Raw genomic sequence first — 20,357 nt, forward strand, 5'->3', positions numbered from 1 at the left:
CGGTGAACGGGGATATACGGTCACCAATCACCACCGTCAATCAAAAAATGAAAAAAATCGACGGGTTTGTTATTGCCATTCCAGAACAAAATGCCGTTTCAAAACAGTATTCTGGCGGTTCTACGCCGTTTTCTGGCGATCCATCAGCATGTCGGTCACGGCGTTCTTGAACGGCGAAAGCATGTCGGCCACCCGCAATCCGGCGCGACGCAGTTCGCGGAAAGGCATTTCATCGCGCGTGTAAAGCGTCGCGATTCCATTGGTCGCGGCGAAAAGGGGCGCCGTGGCGAGGCGATGGCGCCGTTCAAACCGCCGCAGGACCGACAGGCTGCCGATCGGTGTTCCCTTTTCCATGGCGACGGCAACTTCCTGCGCCAGCGTTTCCTGCCCCTTCAGGCCAAGGTTGAACCCATGAGCGGTAATCGGGTGCATGCCCACGGCCGCGTCCCCCACCAGCGCAAAGCCGGGCGTTGCGAAACGATGGGCATAGACCCCCCGCAGGGGATAGACATGCCGCGTGCTGACCAGGCGCATGCGCCCGAGGCGATTTCCCACCCGCTGCATGATCTGGGCGTTGAACGCGTCACGCTCCATATGCCGCAGCGCCTCGATCCGGTCGGATGGCAGCGTCAGGACAACGGACGATGCCCCCCCGTTGACCGGCAGAAGGGCGATGGTCTGCCCTTCGTCGAACCACTGCGTGGCGACGTGGTGGTGGGGGGATTCGTGCGCCATGCGGCAGACGAGCATGGAACGGCGGAAATCATGCACGACCGCGCCGATACGCTGCAGCCGGCGGACCTGCGAAAACCGGCCGTCCGCCGCGACAACCAGGCGGGAGTTTTCCTCCCCCCCGTCATGAACGACGGTCATTTCCTCCCGCCCGTTGCGCACATATCGCGTGGCGGTTCCGGCACGGATCGTAATGCCCGGCCGTTCGGATGCCTGCGCATACAGGGCGCGGCGGATCAGGTGGTTGGATACCAGATAGCCAAGGGCATCCACCCCGCGCCCGCGTGTATCAAACGTCAGGGGATGGTTATGTCGGCCGGTTTCCACCCGTGCCTCACGCAGGGGGGAAATCGCGACATCCGGAATGTGCGCCCACGCCCCGATTTTCCTGAGCACGCCCACGGAATGATGGGTCAGCGCGATTTCACGGCCATCGAACGGGGCCTCGGCCAGGGTGGAGGCAGGCGCGCGTTCCATGACCGTGACCGACAGGCCCAGCGCCTCCAGTGAAAGGGCGGTGGCAAGACCGACCGGGCCGCCACCGATAATCGTCACGTCGCTTTGCACGTCCTGATACTCCTGCACCTGCATGGTCCTGCAATGACACGCATGGCCCTGGATGCTGCTTTACTGAAAATCCGGTCCCGGGGTTCGCCCAGGGCAGGATCAGATAATGTTTTACGCGGACCTAGTCCGCGGATTTTTCATCCGCCGCGAAATGAACGGGTACGCCATCCCATTGCGCGACATAGCCATCGACCGGCCGCCTGCGGGGGGATTTCGCATCGGGCGACGGCGTTCCAACGAACAGGAACCCCGCCAGCCGGTGCGGAGAGGGAAAGCCCAGCTGTGCCGCAAGTTGCGGGTCATATGTGACATCGCCACTGACCCACACGCCGCCGAATCCCGTGAAATGCAGTGCATTGAGGACATTCATCGCGGCGGCAGCCACGGCCATTTCCTGCTCGATCAGGGGGATCTTGTGATCGGGACGCAGGTGCATGCCCAGCGCGATGGTCAGCGGCATGGTCGAAAACCGGCCGCGCCGCTTCTCGATCTTGGCTTCGGCCACATCGGGATCCAGACGTTTCATGCTGGCGACAATCAGTTCGGCGGCCTTCGCCCGCGCGTCATCGCGGATCACGACATAACGCCATGGGCGCAGGCGTCCGTGATCGGGCGCGCACATCGCGGCGGACAGGATACGCTCCAGCTGCGCGGGGTCCGGCGCGGGCTGGGTCAGCGCGTCCGTGGAAAAGCGTGACAGCAATAGATCAAGTGACGTCATAACATACGTTCCTCTGGCAACGGGCCGCGTGGCACGGGACGTGACAGGCAGGACCCGGCAGGCACAGCAACAGCCCACACAGGGGCAGCCCGCGCGCGATGGCGACCCGCGCCGGCATGCCGCAGCGACATTTCCCTGGCGCGACGGCTGTCCCGCACGCGTGATCCATTGAGGGCGGCAGCGCCCTGCCCCACGCATCCGGCCGTGCCCGTGCGATACGCACCGCACCATGCCGCAGAAGCCACCCGAAGCCAAGGGAGCGGCACAAGACGCCCCGCCACATGCGCACGCGAACGCCCCACGTCCCCCGAAACACCCCGGAACAGCAGGCAGGAACGCTATGGATTCCGTTACCTGCCTTCTGTAGAAGAAAGAACCATGAATACATCCCGCACCGCCACGATTCATCGCGCCACCAGCGAAACCGACATCACCGTCACCATTGACCTGGATGGCAGCGGAAAGACCGAAATCGATACCGGCATCGGCTTCTTCGACCACATGCTCACGGCACTCGGCCGCCACAGCATGTGCGACCTGACGGTGCGGGCGAAGGGCGACCTGCATATCGACTATCACCACACGGTCGAAGATACCGGCATCGCGCTGGGCAAGGCCTTTGCCCAGGCGATTGGCGACAAGCGCGGCATCCGCCGGTACGGCAGCGCCGTGGTGCCGCTGGACGAGGCGCTGAGCGAGGCAGTGATCGACATTTCCGGCCGGCCCTATCTTGCATGGTCGGTCGAGTTCACCCGCGACAAGATCGGGGAGATGGATACCGAACTGTTCGAGGAATTCTTCCGCGCCTTCGCCATGAGCGCACTGGTGACGCTGCATGTCATCCAGCGTTCGGGCCGCAACTGCCACCATATTGCCGAGGCATCCTTCAAGGCGCTGGCCCGCGCGCTGCGCATGGCGGCCGAACATGATCCCAGGGCGCAGGGAATCGTGCCCTCCACCAAGGGCGTGCTGTGAGCGTCCTTGGAATCCGGCCCCCGGCGGCGTGGCGGGACACGCGACGTGCCGCCATCGTCGCCGCCATGGGGCGGGATGCCGCATGGCCGGCCCGTGACGCCATCCCTTTCCCCTCCCGCGCGTGAGATTCCCGATGTCCCCCCTGCCCCAGTCCATCGTCGTCATCGACTATAACGGCGGCAACCTTGCCTCCGCCGCGCGGGCGCTGACACGCGCGGCGCAGGATTGCGGCATCGCGGCCAATGTCACCATCACCGCCGATCCGCGCGACGTGCTGTCGGCGGACCGCATCGTCCTGCCTGGACAGGGGGCGTTCGCCGACTGTGCCGCCGGGCTGTCGGCCCGGCCCGGGCTGCGGGACGCCATCGTCGCCGCCACCGACGCGGGCACGCCGTTTCTGGGCATCTGCGTCGGCATGCAGCTGATGGCGCAGCGCGGGCTTGAACATGGCGTCACGCCGGGTTTCGGATGGATCAGGGGGGATATCGGCCTGATGTCCGCGCCCGGCCTGCGCCTGCCGCAGATGGGGTGGAACCAGCTCGACTTCATTCCGGGAGCGCATCCCCTGACGGACGGGCTGGCGCGCGACGCCCATGGCTATTTCGTGCATTCCTTCGCGCTGGGCGGATATGACCCGGCAACGCTGGTGGCCACCACCGATTACGGCGGCACGGTGCCGGCCATCGTCGCGCGCGGCAACCGGGCGGGCACGCAGTTCCATGTGGAAAAAAGCCAGCAGGTGGGCCTGCGCATCCTTGCCAACTTCCTGCGCTGGACGCCCACGCCCGCCATGGATGCGACATAGGCCGCCATGAATTCCTCATCCACCGCGCGAATGACCACGGAACGGCTGCAGGTCCTGTCGGAAGACGACCTGCAGTCGCTGTGCGAGGCCACACACGCCGCCATCCTTGATGGCGGGGGGTTCGGATGGCTCAGCCCGCCACCGCATGACGTGCTGGAACGCTATTTCCGCGGGCTGCTGCTGGTGCCTGAACGCCAGCTGTTCGTGGCGCGCCACAACAGCGTGATCGTGGGCGCGGCCCAGCTTGTCCGCCCACCCCGCAATAACGAGGCGCAGGCCATGAGCGCGGCGCTGATGCATTTCTATATCGCGCCCTATGCCCGCGGGCTGGGGCTTGGACGGCTGCTCCTGACCGAGGTGGAGCAGTGCGCGCGCGCCATGGGATACCAGATCCTCAACCTCGATGTCCGCGCGACGCAGAAAGACGCCATCGCGCTGTTCCGCGCCCATGGATTCCACCACTGGGGCACCCATCCCAGCTATGCCCGCACGCACGGACAGACCGTCAGCGGATTTTTCTTTACCAAGCGCCTGCAGGATGACGAACGGATCGTGCCCGCCCATCCACAGGATACCTCCACCCCCATCCCTGCCGCAGGACATGCCGCCGTGACCGGACACAGCCTGACACTCTATCCCGCAATCGACCTCAAGGACGGATCGTGCGTGCGCCTGCGCCGTGGCGAAATGGACCATGCCACCGTCTATTCCGACGATCCCGGCGCGCAGGCGCGGGCATGGATCCACGCGGGCTGCAGATGGCTGCATGTGGTGGACCTCAATGGCGCATTCGCCGGACGCTCCGCCAATACCGAGGCGATCGAGGCGATCATCGCCAACGCCACCGTTCCGGTGCAGCTTGGCGGGGGGCTGCGTGACCTCGACAGCATCGGGCACTGGCTGGCGGCGGGCATCACGCGCGTCATCCTGGGCAGTGTCGCGGTCAAGAACCCCGAGCTGGTGCGCGAGGCATGCCGCCTGTATCCCGGCCGCATCGTCGCGGGCATCGACGCGCGCGGCGGGCAGGTCGCGACCGAAGGATGGGCCGAGACATCGGAAATGAAGGCGGTCGAGCTGGGCCTGCGGATGCGCGACGTGGGTGTCGCCAGCGTGATCTTCACCGAAATCAGCCGCGACGGCATGCTGACGGGCATCGACATCGCCCAGACGGCGGAACTGGCGAACGCGCTGGACATCCCCGTCATCGCCAGCGGCGGCGTCGGCAGCCTTGAACATCTGGAGGCCCTGCGCGCCGCCACGACCCGTGCGCCGGGGATCGAGGGGGTGATCGTCGGGCGCGCGCTGTATGACGGGCGGATCAATCCCGCCGACGCGCTGCGGGTGCTGTCCTGATGCTGAAGCTGCGGGTCATCCCCTGCCTCGACGTCAAGAACGGGCGCGTGGTCAAGGGCGTCAATTTCGTGTCCCTGCGCGACGCGGGCGATCCGGTGGAACAGGCCGCGGTCTATGACGCGGCCGGGGCGGACGAACTGACGTTCCTCGACATCACCGCCAGCAATGAAAACCGCGACACCATCCTTGATGTCGTCAACCGCACGGCCGAACGCATATTCCTGCCGCTGACGGTGGGTGGCGGCGTGCGCACGACCGACGACATGCGCCGCCTTCTGCTGGCGGGGGCGGACAAGTGCGCCATGAACTCCGCCGCCGTGTCGCGCCCCGAACTCATCAGTGAGGCCGCACAGAAATTCGGCAGCCAGTGCGTCGTCGTCGCGATCGACGCGCGTTCGGACGGGCATGGATCGTGGGAGGTTTATACCCATGGCGGGCGCACCCCCACCGGACGCAATGTCATCGACTGGTGCCGCGAAGTGGCCGAACGCGGGGCGGGCGAAATCCTGATGACCAGCATGGACCGCGACGGCACGGGCAAGGGGTTCGACCTCGACCTGCTGCGCGCGGCCTGTGGCGCGGTGCGCGTGCCCATCGTCGCCTCCGGCGGGGTGGGGGAACTGCACCATTTCGTCGAAGGGGCGAAGGCGGGGGCGACAGGCCTTCTGGCCGCCAGCGTCTTTCACTTCGGACAGTTCACGATCCCGCAGGTCAAGCAGGCGCTGGCGGCGGCAGGCCTGCCCGTGCGCCAGAGCTGCTGATCCCGACGCCGCCACATCCTCATCCCCCAACGGAGGACACCATGCCCAAGCCCCCCAAATCCAAGACCGCCGCCGACAAGCCCGCCAAGGCGAAGAAGACCGCGCCCAAGCAGGCCGCCGCCCGGCCCGGCCCGGCGGTGGTGCTGGAGGAAATGCCGCTGGCGACGCCCGACGTGCTGGACCGCCTGTTCGATGTGGTGCGCTCCCGCAGGGGCACCGACCCGTCAATCAGCCATTCGGCCCGCCTGCTGGCGCGCGGACGGCGCAAGATCGCCCAGAAATTCGGGGAAGAGGCGGTCGAATGCCTGATCGAGGCCGTGGCGGGCAACCGCGACGAGCTCATCAGCGAAAGTGCCGACGTGCTGTACCACCTGATCGTCATGTGGGTGGACGCGGGTGTGGAACCGGCCGAGGTCTGGACCGAGCTCCTGCGGCGCGAGGGCACCAGCGGCATCGCGGAAAAGGCCGCCCGCCCCCGCGACCCGCTGGCGTGACGACCGGGGGCACGCCCCCTGCCCGCGCATCGTTTCGCGCGATACATTCATGACACGCGGCATAATGGCGCCACGCCCGCCGCGCGCATCTGACAGAGGACAGGAAGAGACATGGCCACAAAGGAAACGGTGCCTTACGATCCGCAGAACGTCTTCGCGCGTATCCTGCGCGGCGAACTGCCGTGCAACAAGGTTTACGAAAACGAATATGTCCTTGCCTTCCATGACATCGCGCCCAAGGCGCCGATCCATGTGCTGGTCATTCCCAAGGGACCTTACGTTTCCTTCGCCGATTTCAGCCAGAATGCCTCCGACGCGGAAATCACCGGCTTTACCCGCGCCGTGGGACAGGTGGCGCGCATCCTTCAGGTTGACGGGCCGGGATACCGCCTGCTGTCCAACGTAGGCAAGGAAGGCGGGCAGGAAGTCCCGCATTTCCATGTCCACATCTTCGCGGGCCGCGCGCTGGGGCCGATGCTGCCGGAATAACGCCCCGAACGGCTTCTCCCCTCCTTCCACCTCCCGTTACGGGACGCGCGTTCAGGCGTCCACCCGCGCCTGTCCCGCGGCCTGGATGGAAAACAGGCGCTGGTACAGCCCGCCCGGACGCGCGATCAGTTCCGCATGGGTTCCGTCCTCGCACACCTTTCCGTGGCGGAAGACAATGATGCGGTCCAGCCCCACGACGGTGGACAGGCGGTGGGCGATCACCAGCACCGTGCGCCCCGCCATCAGCCGCTCCATCGCCTGCTGCACCAGCTGTTCCGATTCGGAATCGAGGCTTGATGTCGCCTCGTCCATGACAAGGATGCGCGCGTTGCTCAGGAACGCGCGGGCGATGGCGATGCGCTGGCGTTCCCCGCCCGACAGCTTGACCCCGCGTTCGCCCACCATGGTGGCGTACCCGTGTGGCAGGCGTTCGATGAACCCCGCCGCGTTGGCCAGCCGCGCGGCGTGCATGATTTCGGCAGGCGTGGCGTCAGGCCGGCCATAGGCGATGTTGTCGCGCAGGGAACGATGGAACAGCAGCGGTTCCTGCTGGACGATGGCGATGCTGGCCCGCAGGCTGGCCTGCGTCACGGTGGCGATATCGATCCCGTCGATCGTGATGCGCCCGCCCTGCACGTCATACAGGCGTTGCAGCAGTTTCGTCAGGGTCGTCTTGCCCGAACCCGACGGCCCCACCAGCCCGACCCGGCTGCCTGCGGGGATGTCGAGGTCCAGCCCGGAGAACAGCGGCGCGCCGCCCTGTCCGGCATAGCCGAAAGTGACATGTTCAAAGCGGATATGCCCCCGCGTCACCTGCATCGCCCCCGCGCCGGGGCGATCACGCACGCCCGGCGGACGCGCGAACAGGGCGACCAGTTCATCCATTTCATTGACCGAACGCTGGACGATGGAAATCTGCTGTCCGATGTCGCGCAGGTATCCCTGCACCACGAACATCATCGTCAGGACATAGGCGACGTCCCCCGCATTGGCCCGCCCCCGCGCCCACAGCGCCACGACGGCGGCGATCATGCCGACCCGCATCGCCATGGCCGCCAGCGCCTGCAGGTTGGCGCTGTTGGTGCCCCGCAGCCACGAACGCACCGTGCGCCTGCGCCACCTCCCGACAATCCATGACAGGTGGGCGTCCTCGCGCTGTTCCGCGCCGCTGGCCTTGACCACGGCATTACACGTCACCGCGTCCGCCAGCGCCGCCCCCATACGGGTGTCCCACGTATTCGCAAGGCGGGCGGCCGGGGCGACATACTGCAGCGTCAGCGTCACCGACAGCGCCACCAGACCCACCGACCCCACCGCCAGCAGAAGCCCCATCACCAGCCAGTGCAGGCCCAGAACCAGCGTGGTCGCGACCAGGACCAGTGCCTCGGGCACCAGCAGGAGCATGATGGTATCGCCCAGCGTATCCATCGCCCATGTGCCGCGCGTGATCTGGCGCACCGTCGACCCGGCGAAATTGTTGGCGTGCCATTCGCTGGAAAAGCGCTGCACGCGGGCAAAGGCCGACGTGACGATACTTTCCATGACCCGGGCATTGAGGTGCGTAATCCCCTTGTACGACGCGCGCCGCCCCATGACCCCCGCAAGGCCGAGCGCCGCCAGCCCCGCGACCATCCATGCGGCGTCGCGCGTGGCATCCCCCGCCCCATGGGACACGTCATCCACCAGGCGTCCGGCCAGCAGCGGCGTCAGCACGTCCGTCAGGGTCGCGACCAGCACCCCGCCCAGCGTCCATGCCAGCAGGCGCGGATGCGCCCGCCACCGCGCGACGGCAAAGCCGAGGACCGCGAGGAATGTGCGCCGCGCACGGTCGCGTAGCGGGCGGGAGGTATGGCTGGAATTACTCATCTATGTCCCGATGCCCCGCACATGCGGCATGGGGGCCGCGCGGGGGATATGGCGATAATGTCAGGGAATGGCACTGACTATCCGACCTGCCATGCCCCGAACAAGCCTCAAAGTGGCGACCGGCACGGATTTACAGAAGCCCGCAAAGCGTGGAGAAAGACATGTCCACCCCATTCCCGCGACGCAGGACCCTGCATGAACGCCACCCCCCGCACCCGTGCCAGACCCGCCCGGCGCGCCATGACGCTCAAGGAAGTGCGCGCCTTCATCGAACAGCTTGCGGCCGCCAACCCTGATGCGCGCAGCGAGCTGAATTTCGTGGATGACTTCACGCTGCTGGTCTCGGTCGTGCTGTCGGCGCAGGCCACCGATGCCTCGGTCAACCGGGCCACGGTCGGACTGTTCCGCGACGCCCCCGACCCCGCCGCGATGGTCGCGCTGGGGGAGGAAAAGGTGGGCGCGCATATCCGTTCGATCGGCCTGTGGCGGACAAAGGCGCGCAACGTCGTCGCATTGTCGCAGCAGCTGCTGGACCGGTTCGACGGCAGGGTGCCGCATGACCGCGCGGCGCTGGAATCCCTGCCGGGCGTGGGGCGCAAGACCGCGAACGTGGTAATGAACGTTGCCTTTGGCGACAGCACGATGGCGGTGGATACCCACATCTTTCGCATCGGCAACCGCACGGGCCTTGCCCCCGGCACAACACCCCGCGCGGTGGAGGAGCAGCTGATCAGACGCATCCCGGCCGATATGCTGCGCCCGGCCCATCACTGGCTGATCCTTCATGGCCGTTACGTGTGCAAGGCACGCAGGCCCGAATGCTGGCGCTGCCCCGCCTTTGACCCATGCCAGTACCGCCTGAAGGAAGACATCCGCAACGACGCCTCCGCCTCGACAGCCTGAAAACGGCGGGGACAACCTATTCGGCGCGGGCCATCGGCAGGTTGGGCGTCCCGTGCTGGCCCGGCCCCATCACCCACGGGCGCGTGCCCCGCGTGGCGCGATCGGAAAGCACCCCGATACCACCATCGCGATTGACATACAGCGCCTGCGCGCCCGATCGCCACAGCACAAGCGGATCAATGCGCGGCACGCCGGGACAGGGGGCGCGATCCACGCCAAGGCTGACCACGAAATCCGCCTGTGCGCACGCAATCTCCCCGCCACCTTCATGCAGCTGCACGATGATGTGGCGATGATGCCGCACCAGCACGCATGTCCCCGCACGGCAGGCAACCCGCCCGTCCGGCGTCACAGTGTCATCGGACAGTTCCCCTGCCGCCAGGTCCAGCACGCGCGTCCAGTCATCCACGATGAACCTGTCAACATGCCCCCGTGGCCCCGCCAGCAGGCGGCCCCCGTCGCGCAGCGCCACCATGCGCCCCTGCGCCGGGATCACCAGATCGGGCGGGCGCGCCAGCCACGGCGTGACAAGGGCGCTGGCAATCAGCACGCATCCCCACAGCCGCCACGAACGCAGCGTCCACAGGCACAGCCAGCACAGGCCGGCAAAGAACAGCGCCAGCCCCCATGACGGCATCCGTGGCACCGCGACATGCGCGCCCGGCCACGCGGCGACATGATGGGCCAGCCAGATGACGACAGCATTCCCCCAGCCCATCGGCACCAGCGCCAGCCCGTCCAGCCCGAACGGCATCAGCATCAGCGCCAGCAGGCCGAAGGGCATGATCCACAGCGCCGCAAGCGGCACGGCAATCAGGTTGGCGAGCACGAACCACGCCCCGACATTGCCGAAATGCGCCATGCCCACCGGCAGGCACGCCGTCCCCGCCAGCACGCTGGCAAGCACCAGGCGCGCGATCCGCCCGGCCATGCGATGCCACGCCACCGGCGCGTCACGCAGGGCGCGCAGGGACGCGGCGCAGGCCTCGCCCCCCGCGATCAGCGCCATGACGGCCGCCACCGACATCTGCATCGGCAGTTCCTGCATCTCCTCCGGCTCGATCAGCAGCAGCATGGCGGCAGCCAGCGCGAGGGAGCGCAGGGAGACCACGCGCCGTCCCGTCAGGATGGCCAGCGTGGCGATCGCCGCCATCACCAGACTGCGCTGCGCGGGCAGGTGCCCGCCCGTGAGCACGACATAGCCACATCCCAGCCCCAGCCCGGCCACCGCCGCGATCTGCCGGCAGGGCCAGAACAGCGACGCGCGTTCCGACAGCGCCAGCGCGCCCCGCGTGACCGCCATGCCGATCCCCATGACGATCCCCAGATGCAGCCCCGCGACCGCCAGCAGGTGCGCCAGTCCCGAATCCGCGAAGTCCGCGCGCATCCGTGGGGAGACATCGCCCCCGCGCCCTGTCAGCAGCGTCGCCGCCATGGCCCCGCGCCCATCGGGCAGCACCCCCATGATCCGGCGTGCGATTCGGGTGCGCGCATCCTCCAGCCACGCGGCGCCCCCGCCATCACGCAGGCCAGCATCACCCGGACCAGCATCACCCGGGCCATTATCATTTGGCCCAGCATCACGAATGCGTGGCGCCTCCAGCGCGCGGGCCGAACCCCCGATGCCGGTGAACCACGCCCGTCGCTGTGCATCATACCCGCCGGGCAGGTCAGGCGGCATCGGCGGGCGCAGCATCGCGCGTACCGTAAGCCAGCGCCCGGGCGTGATCCGTTGCGCGCCCTGCTGTGCGTCCCCGCCCGGTGCGTCATCGGTGCGCAGGCGCAGGCGGATCGTGCGGCGCATCGGCGGCATGTCCGCGTCGATGCCATCGCGCAGGCGCACATGCGCCAGATCCACCCGGCGCACCATTGCGCCTGTGGGGGAAGGCAGGTCCTCCACCGACATGACCTGTCCCTCGATATGGGTGGCGCGGCGGGGCAGGTCGGGGAAAGGCGCCGCACGGTGCGCGCCCCCCCATGCGGCAAGGAAACCGCAACACGCTGCGCATGAAAGCCCCACGCCAATGCGCGTGCGCAGCAGTCCGCCACGCCAGCGCAGCAGCCCCGCCCCGATGGCACAGATCATGATGGCGACCACGACCCACAGGGGGCCGGGTTCGCGCGACAGGCTGAAATACGCCGCGTTCCCCGCCCCCATTGCCACCGGCAGCCACAATGCCAGCCGCGCGCGCTGCTGCCACAGTCGCGCCGCCAGCCACGCGGGCAGCGCCCGGACAAGCCACCACGGGGCGCGGGGGGACGCAGGATCGGGGATAAGGCTGCTCCGTCAGGGTTGGGCGGAAGGATGGGACGATTCGCCCGTATATATCATGGCCGCCGGACGCGATATCGGCCGCCCCGGACGCACCTGCCCCCTGTTGGCTGGACCCAACACATGCTAAGGAGCCGTTTCATGACTGTCCGTACACGCTTCGCCCCCAGCCCCACCGGCCTGCTGCATATCGGCAACGCCCGGGCCGCCCTGTTCAATTTCCTCTATGCCCGCCATCACGGCGGCAGTTTCCTCCTCCGCATCGAGGATACGGATCGCGAACGCTCCACCCAGAAGGCGGTGGATGTGCTGTTCGACGGCCTTGCATGGATGGGAATCCAGTCGGACGAGGAACCCGTGTTCCAGTCCACCCGGCAGGAACGCCATGCGCAGGTCGCGCATGAACTTCTGGAACGCGGACTGGCCTATCGCTGCTACTGCACGGCCGAGGAACTGAAGGACATGCGCGAGACGGCGATGGCCGAGGGCCGGCCCCCGCGCTATAACGGCATGTGGCGCGACCGCGATCCCGCCGACGCGCCCAAGGATGCGCCCTATACCGTGCGCATCAAGGCCCCGCACGAGGGCGAGACCGTCATCCACGACCTGGTGCAGGGCGAGGTCCGGGTCGCCAACTCCGAACTTGATGACATGATCATCCTGCGCGCCGACGGCACCCCGGTCTATCAGCTTGCGGTGGTGGTCGATGACCATGACATGGACATCACGCACGTCATCCGTGGCGACGATCACCTGACCAATACCTTCCGTCAGGCGATGATCTATCGCGCGATGGGATGGGACCTGCCGAAATTCGCCCACCTGCCGCTGATCCACGGCCCTGACGGCGCCAAGCTGTCGAAGCGCCACGGCGCGCAGTCGGTGGTGGAATTCCGGGAAATGGGCTACCTGCCGGAGGCCCTGAACAACTACCTTCTGCGCCTTGGCTGGGGTCATGGCGACGCGGAAATCCTGTCGCGGGACGAGCAGATCAGACTGTTCGACCTTGACGGGGTGGGCCGCTCCCCCTCGCGCATGGATTATGCCAAGCTTCTGCATATCAATGGCGTGTGGATGCGCCGGGCCGATGACACGCGCCTGACCGATGACGTGATGGAGCGCCTGTCGCAGGTCGAGGGCGTGGACACCAGTGACGCGACGCGCGCGCGCGTGCTGCAGCTGATGCCGGGGCTGAAGGAACGGGCCAAGACGCTGGTGGAACTGGCGGAAAACGCAGCCTTCCTCGGCCGTTCCATCCCGCTGCCGTTCGAGGCGAAGGCGCAGAAGCTGCTGACGCCCGAAAACCGCGCGATGCTGGGACGCCTTGCGACACAGCTGGAGGCGCTGTCCCCCTTCGACGGGCCGGGCATCGACGCGACGCTGCGCCGTTTCGCAGAGGAAAACGAACTCAAGCTTGGCAAGGTGGCGCAGCCGCTGCGCGCGGCGGTCACGGGGTCGAGCATGTCGCCCGGCATCGATGACACGCTCCTCGCGCTGGGCCGCGACGAAGTCCTCGCCCGGATCAAGGCGGTTGCCCATGAATGAACGCGCGACACACTCCCCCGCTCCTCCACGCGCGACGGGAGGGCAGTTCTTTCGCGCGTCCCCCCGGCACCTGCTGGGGGTGCAGGGCATGCACCCGACACGAATCACCCCGATCCTCGACCTCGCCGAAAGCTATACGCTGCTGAACCGTTCGCGAAAGACGCCGCGCGACCTGCTGCGGGGGCGGACGCTCATCAACCTGTTTTTCGAGGACAGCACCCGCACCCGCACGTCCTTTGAACTGGCGGGCAAGCGGCTGGGCGCGGACGTGGTGAACATGTCGGTGGCCAATTCCTCGGTCAACAAGGGCGAGACGCTGCTGGATACCGCCGCGACGCTGAACGCCATGCGCACCGACCTGCTGGTGGTGCGCCATTCGCAGTCCGGCGCGCCCGCCCTGCTGGCGCAGAAGGTGGAGGCCAGCGTCGTCAACGCGGGTGACGGGACGCATGAACACCCGACGCAGGCGCTGCTCGACGCGCTGACGATCCGCCGCCATTTCAGCGGGCTGCACGGCCTGACGGTCGCGATCTGCGGCGATGTCAGCCACAGCCGCGTGGCGCGTTCGAACATTCACCTGCTGTGCGCGATGGGCTGCAAGGTGCGCGTCGTAGGTCCGCCGACGCTGGTGCCGCGCGCCATCGCCGCGCTGGGGGTGGAGGTTTACCACACGATGGAAGACGGGCTGCGCGACGTGGATGTCGTGATGATGCTGCGTATCCAGCGCGAACGGATGAAGGGCGGGCAGGTCCCCAGCCCGCGCGAATATTTCCGCTTCTTCGGGCTGGATGGAAAACGCCTGGCGCTGGCGCGGCCCGGCGCGCTGGTGATGCATCCCGGCCCGATGAACCGGGGGGTGGAAATCGACAGCCGCGTCGCCGATTCCGAGCAGAGCGTCATCCGCGAACAGGTCGAGATGGGGGTGGCGGTGCGCATGGCCGTGCTCGACCTCCTCTCCCGCGGGGAGGACATGCGATGAGCGCGACCATATTTGAAAATGTGCGCCTGATCGATCCCGCCAGCGGCGTGGACCGGCCCGGCCGCCTGCTGGTGCGCGATGGCGTGATCGCGGGCATCGACCTGCCGCAGGCCGAAGGCACGCCCGAAGGCGCGGCCATCGTGCGTGGCGACGGGCGCATGGTCCTGTGCCCCGGACTGGTGGACATGCGCGTCACCATCGGGGAGCCGGGATTCGAATACCGCGAGACCGTGGCGTCGGCCGCGCGGGCCGCGGTCGCCGGCGGGATCACGACGATCGCCGTGCTGCCGAACTGCCTGCCGACGATCGACGACCCGGCGCTGGTGCGCCTGCTGCGCACGCGGGGCGAGGAAACCGGCATGATCGGCATCCTGCCCTATGGCGCGCTGACGCGCGGGTGCGAAGGCAGCGAGATGGCGGAAATCGGCCTTCTGAACGAAGCCGGGGCGGTGGCGTTCACCGACGGCATCCGCGCCATTGCCGACACGCGCCTGATGCGCCAGCTCCTGACCTATGCCCGCGCGTTCGGCGCGATGGTGGTGCAGCATCCCGAGGACCCGGCGCTGGCGCGTGGCGGCTGTGCCACGGATGGGGAACTGGCGACGCGCCTTGGCCTTGCGGGCATTCCCCCGGCGGCGGAGGCCATCCTGATCGCGCGCGACCTGCGCCTTGCGCGCATGACGGGCGGGCGGCTGCATTTCGGCCATGTCTCCACCGCCGAAGGGCTGGACCTGATCCGGCAGGCCAAGGCGGACGGCCTGAATGTCACATGCGACACCGCGCCGCCCTATTTCGACCTGAACGAGACGGTGATCGGCGACTTCCGCACCTATGCCAAGCTGTCGCCCCCCCTGCGGGCGGAGGCGGATCGCAGGGCGGTCTGCGCGGCGCTGGCCGATGGGACGATCGACGCCATCGCCTCCGACCATGCGCCGTGCGACGCCGATGACAAGCGCCAGCCCTTCGCCGTCGCGGCGGCGGGGGGAACGGGCCTTGCCACGCTGCTGTCGGTGACGCTGGCGCAGGTGCATGCAGGCAACCTCGCCCTGTCCGACGCGCTGGGGCTGCTGACGCACCGTCCCGCCGCCCTGCTGGGCAGCGGGGCCGGGACGCTGGCGGCTGGGGCCGCGGCCGACCTGTGCCTGTTCGACCCGGAACGCGCATGGAAGGTGGAGGCCGGCGAACTACCCGGCAAGGCGCAGAACACCCCCTTTGACGGACGCGCGCTGGAGGGACGGGTGCTGGCGACATGGAAGGGCGGGCGACAGGTCTTCGGGCTGGACGCGCCATGATTTACGGCATTCCCTCCTATGACCTGCCGCTCATGGCGGGGGTGGGGTTCCTGTCCTACCTGATCGGCAGCATTCCCTTCGGGCTGGTGCTGACGGCCCTGTCGGGGGAGGGTGACATCCGCCAGATCGGGTCGGGCAATATCGGTGCGACCAACGTCCTGCGGACCGGCAACAGGAAACTGGCGGCGGGGACGCTTGTCCTTGATGCGACCAAGGGCGCGTTCGCGGTGTTCTGCGCCTTCGTGCTGTGTCCCTTCCATACCGGCGCGGCAGAGGCGCTGGCGGCGGCCTGCGCGGTGGCCGGGCACTGCTTTCCGGTATGGCTGAAATTCAAGGGCGGCAAGGGTGTCGCCACGGGGCTGGGCAGCATGATCGCCCTGTCGCCTGCCATCGGGCTGTGCTGCTGCGCCGTGTGGCTGATTTTCGCCAAGGTGACGAAGATATCGTCCGCCGGGGCGCTGGTGGCGTTCGCGGCCCTGCCCCTGCTGATGATCTGGCCGGGCCATATCCCCTTTTCATCGCCCACCTACCTGTCGGGCGTGCTGATCGCGCTGCTGATCCTTGCGCGGCATCACGCCAACATCACCCGCATCTTTACCGGCACCGAACCACGGATCGGCCAGGGCGGCAACCAGGGCGGCAAATGAACGGGCCGGGCCCTGTCCCCGCCGCCACCGTGGCCGCGTGCCTGCGGCTGGCGCGCACGCGGGGCATCGGCCCGGTTTCCTATCACCGCCTGATCCGCGTCCATGGCTCCGCCGCGGGCGCACTTGACGTCCTGCTGCGCGGGCGCGACGCCGACCGCGTGCCCTGCGCCGATGACATCGCGCGGGAGATGGAGCGCACGGCGCAGATCGGCGGGCGCGTCATTGTCCATGGCGATCCTGACTATCCCCCCGCCCTTGCCATCGTGCCAGACGCGCCGCCGGTGCTTTCGGTCATGGGGGATGCCGCGCTGATGCGCGGGCGGGTCGTGGGCGTCGTGGGCGCGCGCAATGCCTCCTCCGGCGGGATGCGCATCGCCGAAAGCCTGTCCGTCATGCTGGCGGCGGCGGGGGTGTGCGTCATGTCGGGGCTGGCGCGCGGAATCGACGCCGCCGCCCATCGTGGCGCATTGCCCGCGCGCCGCACCGTGGCCGCCATCGCAGGCGGGCTGGACTGTCCCTATCCCCCCGAACATGCCCGCCTGCATCATGAAATCGCGCAGCATGGCGCACTGGTGACGGAGGCCCCGCCCGGCACCGTGCCCCAGGCGCGGCATTTCCCGCGCCGCAACCGCCTGATCGCGGGAATCAGCCTTGGCTGCGTGGTGATCGAGGCGGCCCTTCGCTCCGGCAGCTTGATTACCGCGCGCATGGCGCTCGACTATGACAGGATCGTGTTCGCGGTTCCGGGTTCCCCGCTTGACCCGCGCTGTCATGGCAGCAACGACCTCTTGCGCCAGGGCGCAGTCCTGACGGAGAATGAGCGCGACATCCTGCGCGAACTGCCGTCGGGGCCTGTATCGCCGCCTCTTTTCATGCCAGTCGCCAATCCCGCGCCGACCCTGCCGGAAATGGCGGAAAACGCCCCTTCCGCCCCCCGGATGGACGCCCGCGGGGCGCATGAGGCGGTACGTGAACTGCTGTCTTTCGCGCCATCGAGTGTTGACGATATCGTACGGCGCTGCCAGTTCTCGACGGCAACCGTCCTTGCGGTGCTGTCGGAAATGGAAATGTCGGGCCTGATCGACGTCCTTGCGGGGGACATGGTCGTCCTGTCTTCCGCCCCCCGGCATGGCCACGGACAACCGATGGATTGATAAAGCGTGATCCGGAGACACAATGACTGACGTCGTGGTGGTCGAATCGCCAGCCAAGGCGAAAACGATCAATAAGTATCTGGGTGACAACTACACGGTTCTCGCCTCGTTCGGGCATGTGCGTGACCTGCCGCCCAAGGATGGCAGCGTGCGCCCGGACGAGGGCTTCGCCATGGTGTGGGAAGCCGACGAGCGCGGCGCCAAGCAGATGGCGGCGATCGCGCGTGCCCTGCGCGGGGCGCGGCACCTGTATCTGGCGACTGACCCTGATCGCGAGGGGGAGGCGATCTCGTGGCATGTCCGCTCCATGCTTGAGGAGAAAAACCTCCTCAAGGGCGTAGACGTGCAGCGCGTGACCTTCAACGAGATCACGAAAAGCGCCATCCAGACCGCCATGGCGCATCCGCGCGACCTCGATTTCCCGCTGATCGAGGCGTATCTGGCGCGGCGTGCCCTGGACTATCTCGTCGGTTTCACGCTTTCCCCCGTGCTGTGGCGCAAGCTGCCGGGATCGCGCAGCGCGGGCCGCGTGCAGTCCGTCGCCCTGCGCCTGATCTGCGAGCGCGAGGCGGAGATCGAGGTCTTCCGCCCGCGCGAATACTGGTCGATCACCGCCATCTTCGCCACGCCGAAGGGCGCGTCCTTCACCGCGCGGCTGACGCATCTTGACGGGCGCAAGCTCGATCAGTTCGACCTCAATGACGAAGCCCGCGCCATGGCCGCCAAGGCCACGGTCGAAGGCGGCAGCTTCAGCGTCGGCGCGGTGGAACGGCGCAAGGTCAAGCGCAACCCGCCGCCGCCCTTCACCACCTCCACCATGCAGCAGGAGGCGTCGCGCAAGCTCGGCATGGGCGCGCAGGTGGCGATGCGCACGGCCCAGCAGCTGTATGAAGGCATCGATATCGGCGGCGAGACGGTCGGCCTGATCACCTATATGCGAACCGACGGCGTGCAGATGGCGGGCGAGGCCATCGGCGCGATCCGTTCGCATATCGGCCGGACGTTCGGCGACGATTACGTGCCGGCAAAGGCCCGCGTCTATTCCACCAAGGCCAAGAACGCGCAGGAAGCGCACGAGGCCATCCGCCCGACCGACGTGCGCCGCACGCCCGCCGACATGGCGCGTTACCTCAACGCGGACCAGAAGCGGCTGTATGAACTGATCTGGAAACGCTCCGTCGCCAGCCAGATGCAGTCGGCCGAACTCGACCAGGTGGCGGTTGACATCCGCGATGCGCAGGGACGCTGCACCCTGCGCGCGACGGGGTCGATGATCGCGTTCGATGGGTTCCTTCGCCTCTACAGCGAAGGGCGCGACGACAGCGCGACGAAGACGGACGAGGATTCGGATCAGGACCGCATGCTGCCCGCCATGGGCGAGGGCGACGGCCTCAGACGCGGGGACGTCACGGCGGACCAGCATTTCACCCAGCCGCCGCCACGGTATTCCGAGGCATCGCTGGTCAAGAAGATGGAGGAAATCGGCATCGGCCGTCCCTCCACCTATGCCTCCATCCTGACGGTACTGCGCGACCGCAATTATGTCCGCCTCGAAAACCGCCGCTTCATCCCCGAGGATCGCGGGCGGCTTGTCACCGCGTTCCTGACCTCCTTCTTTGAACGGTATGTCGATACGCAGTTCACGGCGGGACTGGAGGAGCAGCTTGACGATATTTCGGGCGGGCGGGCGAACTGGCGCGACGTGATGTCGGCCTTCTGGACCGACTTCTCCCACGCGGTGGACCAGACAAAAGACCTCAAGATCTCCGACGTCATCAGCGCGCTGGACGCGGACCTTGCCCCCTATTTCTTCCCGCCGAGGGAGGATGGCGGCGACCCGCGCGTCTGCACCGCGTGCCATACCGGGCGGCTGGGGCTTAAGCTGGGGCGTTACGGCGCATTCATCGGCTGTTCCAACTATCCCACGTGCCAGTACACCCGCCGCCTCGTGGTCGATCCCAAGGAGGCGGAGGACGCGGATTCCCTCAAGGAAGGGATGCGCGTCCTTGGCAGCGCGCCCGATGGCGGCCCGGAAGTCACCGTGCGGCGCGGGCCGTGGGGGCTGTATGTGCAGCTTGGCGAACCCGACCCCGAGGACAAGAAGGCCAAGCCCAAGCGCGCGACCATCCCGCGCGGGATCGAGGGGGACAAGATCACGCTGGAACAGGCGCTCGGCCTGCTGTCGCTTCCGCGCATCGTGGGCATCCATCCCGAAACGGGAGAGCCGATCGAGGCGGGACTTGGCCGCTTTGGCCCCTATGTGAAGATGGGGGCGGTTTACGGGTCGCTCGACAAGGATGACGATGTCCTGACGGTGGGGCTGAACCGCGCGGTCGACGCGCTGGCGAAAAAGCTTGCCTCCATCCGCACCATCGGCCCGCACCCCAAGGACGGGGAGCCGGTGATGGTGCGCAAGGGCCGCTTTGGCCCCTATGTCCAGCATGGGCAGATTGTCGCCACCCTGCCGCGCGGGCAGGATATGAACGATGTTACGATGGACGAGGCGCTGGCCCTGCTGGCGGAAAAGGGCAAGCCGCTGAAGGCCAAGGCGAAAGGCAAGACCACCAAGGCGAAGGCAAAGACCACGACGCGCAAGGCGAAGGCGTCGAAAACGGCTGATGGCGCTGACACGGCGGAGGGAGAGGCCCCGGCGAAGAAGCCCGCGCGCAGGATCGCCGCGAAAAAGGCCACCACGAAAAAGGCGGCCCCGAAAAAGGCGACCGCCACCAGAAGCCGCAAGGCCCCGGCCAATGCCCCGACCGACGCTGCGGCCGACGCCCCGACGGACAAGGCCGACTGACG

General features: G+C 67.5%; 17 protein-coding genes. 13 read left to right on the forward strand and 4 right to left on the reverse strand.

Annotation, left to right across the window (positions count from 1 at the left end):
• Positions 1–120: 120 nt before the first annotated feature.
• Positions 121–1,299 (reverse strand): 5-demethoxyubiquinol-8 5-hydroxylase UbiM, encoded by a 1,179-nt coding sequence (gene ubiM / locus NJLHNGOC_RS03730; RefSeq protein ID WP_239021326.1) that lies wholly within the window; start codon positions 1,297–1,299, stop codon positions 121–123.
• Between the two features lie 121 nt (positions 1,300–1,420).
• The gene (locus NJLHNGOC_RS03735) at positions 1,421–2,020 is read right to left on the reverse strand and encodes a nitroreductase family protein (RefSeq protein WP_113595183.1); all 600 of its coding nucleotides are present in this window, start codon (positions 2,018–2,020) and stop codon (positions 1,421–1,423) included.
• Between the two features lie 378 nt (positions 2,021–2,398).
• On the opposite strand from NJLHNGOC_RS03735, the gene hisB reads away from it, so the two are divergent.
• The 6 genes from hisB to NJLHNGOC_RS03765 all read left to right on the forward strand — a co-directional run bounded on the left by hisB (position 2,399) and on the right by NJLHNGOC_RS03765 (position 6,897).
• Positions 2,399–2,995, forward strand: coding sequence for an imidazoleglycerol-phosphate dehydratase HisB (gene hisB, locus NJLHNGOC_RS03740; RefSeq protein WP_110529138.1), 597 nt, complete (start codon positions 2,399–2,401; stop codon positions 2,993–2,995).
• 133 nt (positions 2,996–3,128) lie between these two features.
• The gene (gene hisH / locus NJLHNGOC_RS03745) at positions 3,129–3,800 is read left to right on the forward strand and encodes an imidazole glycerol phosphate synthase subunit HisH (RefSeq protein ID WP_110560341.1); all 672 of its coding nucleotides are present in this window, start codon (positions 3,129–3,131) and stop codon (positions 3,798–3,800) included.
• A gap of 6 nt (positions 3,801–3,806) precedes the next feature.
• Positions 3,807–5,153 (forward strand): 1-(5-phosphoribosyl)-5-[(5-phosphoribosylamino)methylideneamino]imidazole-4-carboxamide isomerase, encoded by a 1,347-nt coding sequence (gene hisA, locus NJLHNGOC_RS03750; protein WP_113595184.1) that lies wholly within the window; start codon positions 3,807–3,809, stop codon positions 5,151–5,153.
• Positions 5,153–5,914: an imidazole glycerol phosphate synthase subunit HisF gene (gene hisF / locus NJLHNGOC_RS03755; protein WP_113595185.1), complete on the forward strand. Its 762-nt coding sequence runs from the start codon at positions 5,153–5,155 to the stop codon at positions 5,912–5,914. The genes hisA and hisF overlap by 1 nt, the downstream gene beginning before the upstream one ends.
• A gap of 41 nt (positions 5,915–5,955) precedes the next feature.
• Entirely contained in the window at positions 5,956–6,408 is a 453-nt protein-coding gene (locus NJLHNGOC_RS03760; RefSeq protein ID WP_113595186.1) for a phosphoribosyl-ATP diphosphatase, read from the forward strand.
• 111 nt (positions 6,409–6,519) lie between these two features.
• On the forward strand, positions 6,520–6,897 hold the full coding sequence (locus NJLHNGOC_RS03765) for a histidine triad nucleotide-binding protein (protein WP_113595187.1): 378 nt from the start codon (positions 6,520–6,522) through the stop codon (positions 6,895–6,897).
• Positions 6,898–6,948: 51 nt separating this feature from the next.
• On the opposite strand, the gene NJLHNGOC_RS03770 is transcribed toward NJLHNGOC_RS03765, so the two are convergent.
• The gene (locus NJLHNGOC_RS03770) at positions 6,949–8,763 is read right to left on the reverse strand and encodes an ABC transporter ATP-binding protein (RefSeq protein WP_113595188.1); all 1,815 of its coding nucleotides are present in this window, start codon (positions 8,761–8,763) and stop codon (positions 6,949–6,951) included.
• 240 nt (positions 8,764–9,003) lie between these two features.
• On the opposite strand from NJLHNGOC_RS03770, the gene nth reads away from it, so the two are divergent.
• Positions 9,004–9,666 carry an endonuclease III gene (nth, locus tag NJLHNGOC_RS03775; protein ID WP_206059709.1) on the forward strand — a complete coding sequence of 221 codons (663 nt, stop codon included), beginning with the start codon at positions 9,004–9,006 and terminating at the stop codon, positions 9,664–9,666.
• A 16-nt stretch (positions 9,667–9,682) separates the two neighbouring features.
• Here the strand turns inward: nth and NJLHNGOC_RS03780 are convergent, their stop codons facing one another.
• Positions 9,683–11,824, reverse strand: coding sequence for a ComEC/Rec2 family competence protein (locus NJLHNGOC_RS03780; protein WP_239021327.1), 2,142 nt, complete (start codon positions 11,822–11,824; stop codon positions 9,683–9,685).
• Positions 11,825–12,079: 255 nt separating this feature from the next.
• Here NJLHNGOC_RS03780 and gltX point away from each other — a divergent pair, with 255 nt between their 5' ends.
• From gltX to topA, 6 genes are read left to right on the forward strand one after another with little or no spacing between them, the layout of a single operon-like run.
• The gene (gene gltX / locus NJLHNGOC_RS03785) at positions 12,080–13,483 is read left to right on the forward strand and encodes a glutamate--tRNA ligase (RefSeq protein ID WP_113595191.1); all 1,404 of its coding nucleotides are present in this window, start codon (positions 12,080–12,082) and stop codon (positions 13,481–13,483) included.
• Positions 13,476–14,462 carry an aspartate carbamoyltransferase catalytic subunit gene (locus NJLHNGOC_RS03790; RefSeq protein ID WP_275399376.1) on the forward strand — a complete coding sequence of 329 codons (987 nt, stop codon included), beginning with the start codon at positions 13,476–13,478 and terminating at the stop codon, positions 14,460–14,462. Before gltX ends, NJLHNGOC_RS03790 begins: the two co-directional genes overlap by 8 nt.
• Positions 14,459–15,754 (forward strand): dihydroorotase, encoded by a 1,296-nt coding sequence (locus tag NJLHNGOC_RS03795; RefSeq protein ID WP_113595192.1) that lies wholly within the window; start codon positions 14,459–14,461, stop codon positions 15,752–15,754. The genes NJLHNGOC_RS03790 and NJLHNGOC_RS03795 overlap by 4 nt, the downstream gene beginning before the upstream one ends.
• On the forward strand, positions 15,751–16,401 hold the full coding sequence (gene plsY / locus NJLHNGOC_RS03800) for a glycerol-3-phosphate 1-O-acyltransferase PlsY (protein WP_113595193.1): 651 nt from the start codon (positions 15,751–15,753) through the stop codon (positions 16,399–16,401). The genes NJLHNGOC_RS03795 and plsY overlap by 4 nt, the downstream gene beginning before the upstream one ends.
• Complete coding sequence (gene dprA / locus NJLHNGOC_RS03805; RefSeq protein ID WP_113595194.1) at positions 16,398–17,555, forward strand: DNA-processing protein DprA; 1,158 nt, start codon at positions 16,398–16,400, stop codon at positions 17,553–17,555. Before plsY ends, dprA begins: the two co-directional genes overlap by 4 nt.
• A gap of 22 nt (positions 17,556–17,577) precedes the next feature.
• Positions 17,578–20,355 (forward strand): type I DNA topoisomerase, encoded by a 2,778-nt coding sequence (gene topA, locus NJLHNGOC_RS03810; protein WP_113595195.1) that lies wholly within the window; start codon positions 17,578–17,580, stop codon positions 20,353–20,355.
• Positions 20,356–20,357: the final 2 nt, after the last annotated feature.

The organism is Novacetimonas cocois, from assembly GCF_003311635.1.
Lineage (GTDB): Bacteria > Pseudomonadota > Alphaproteobacteria > Acetobacterales > Acetobacteraceae > Novacetimonas > Novacetimonas cocois.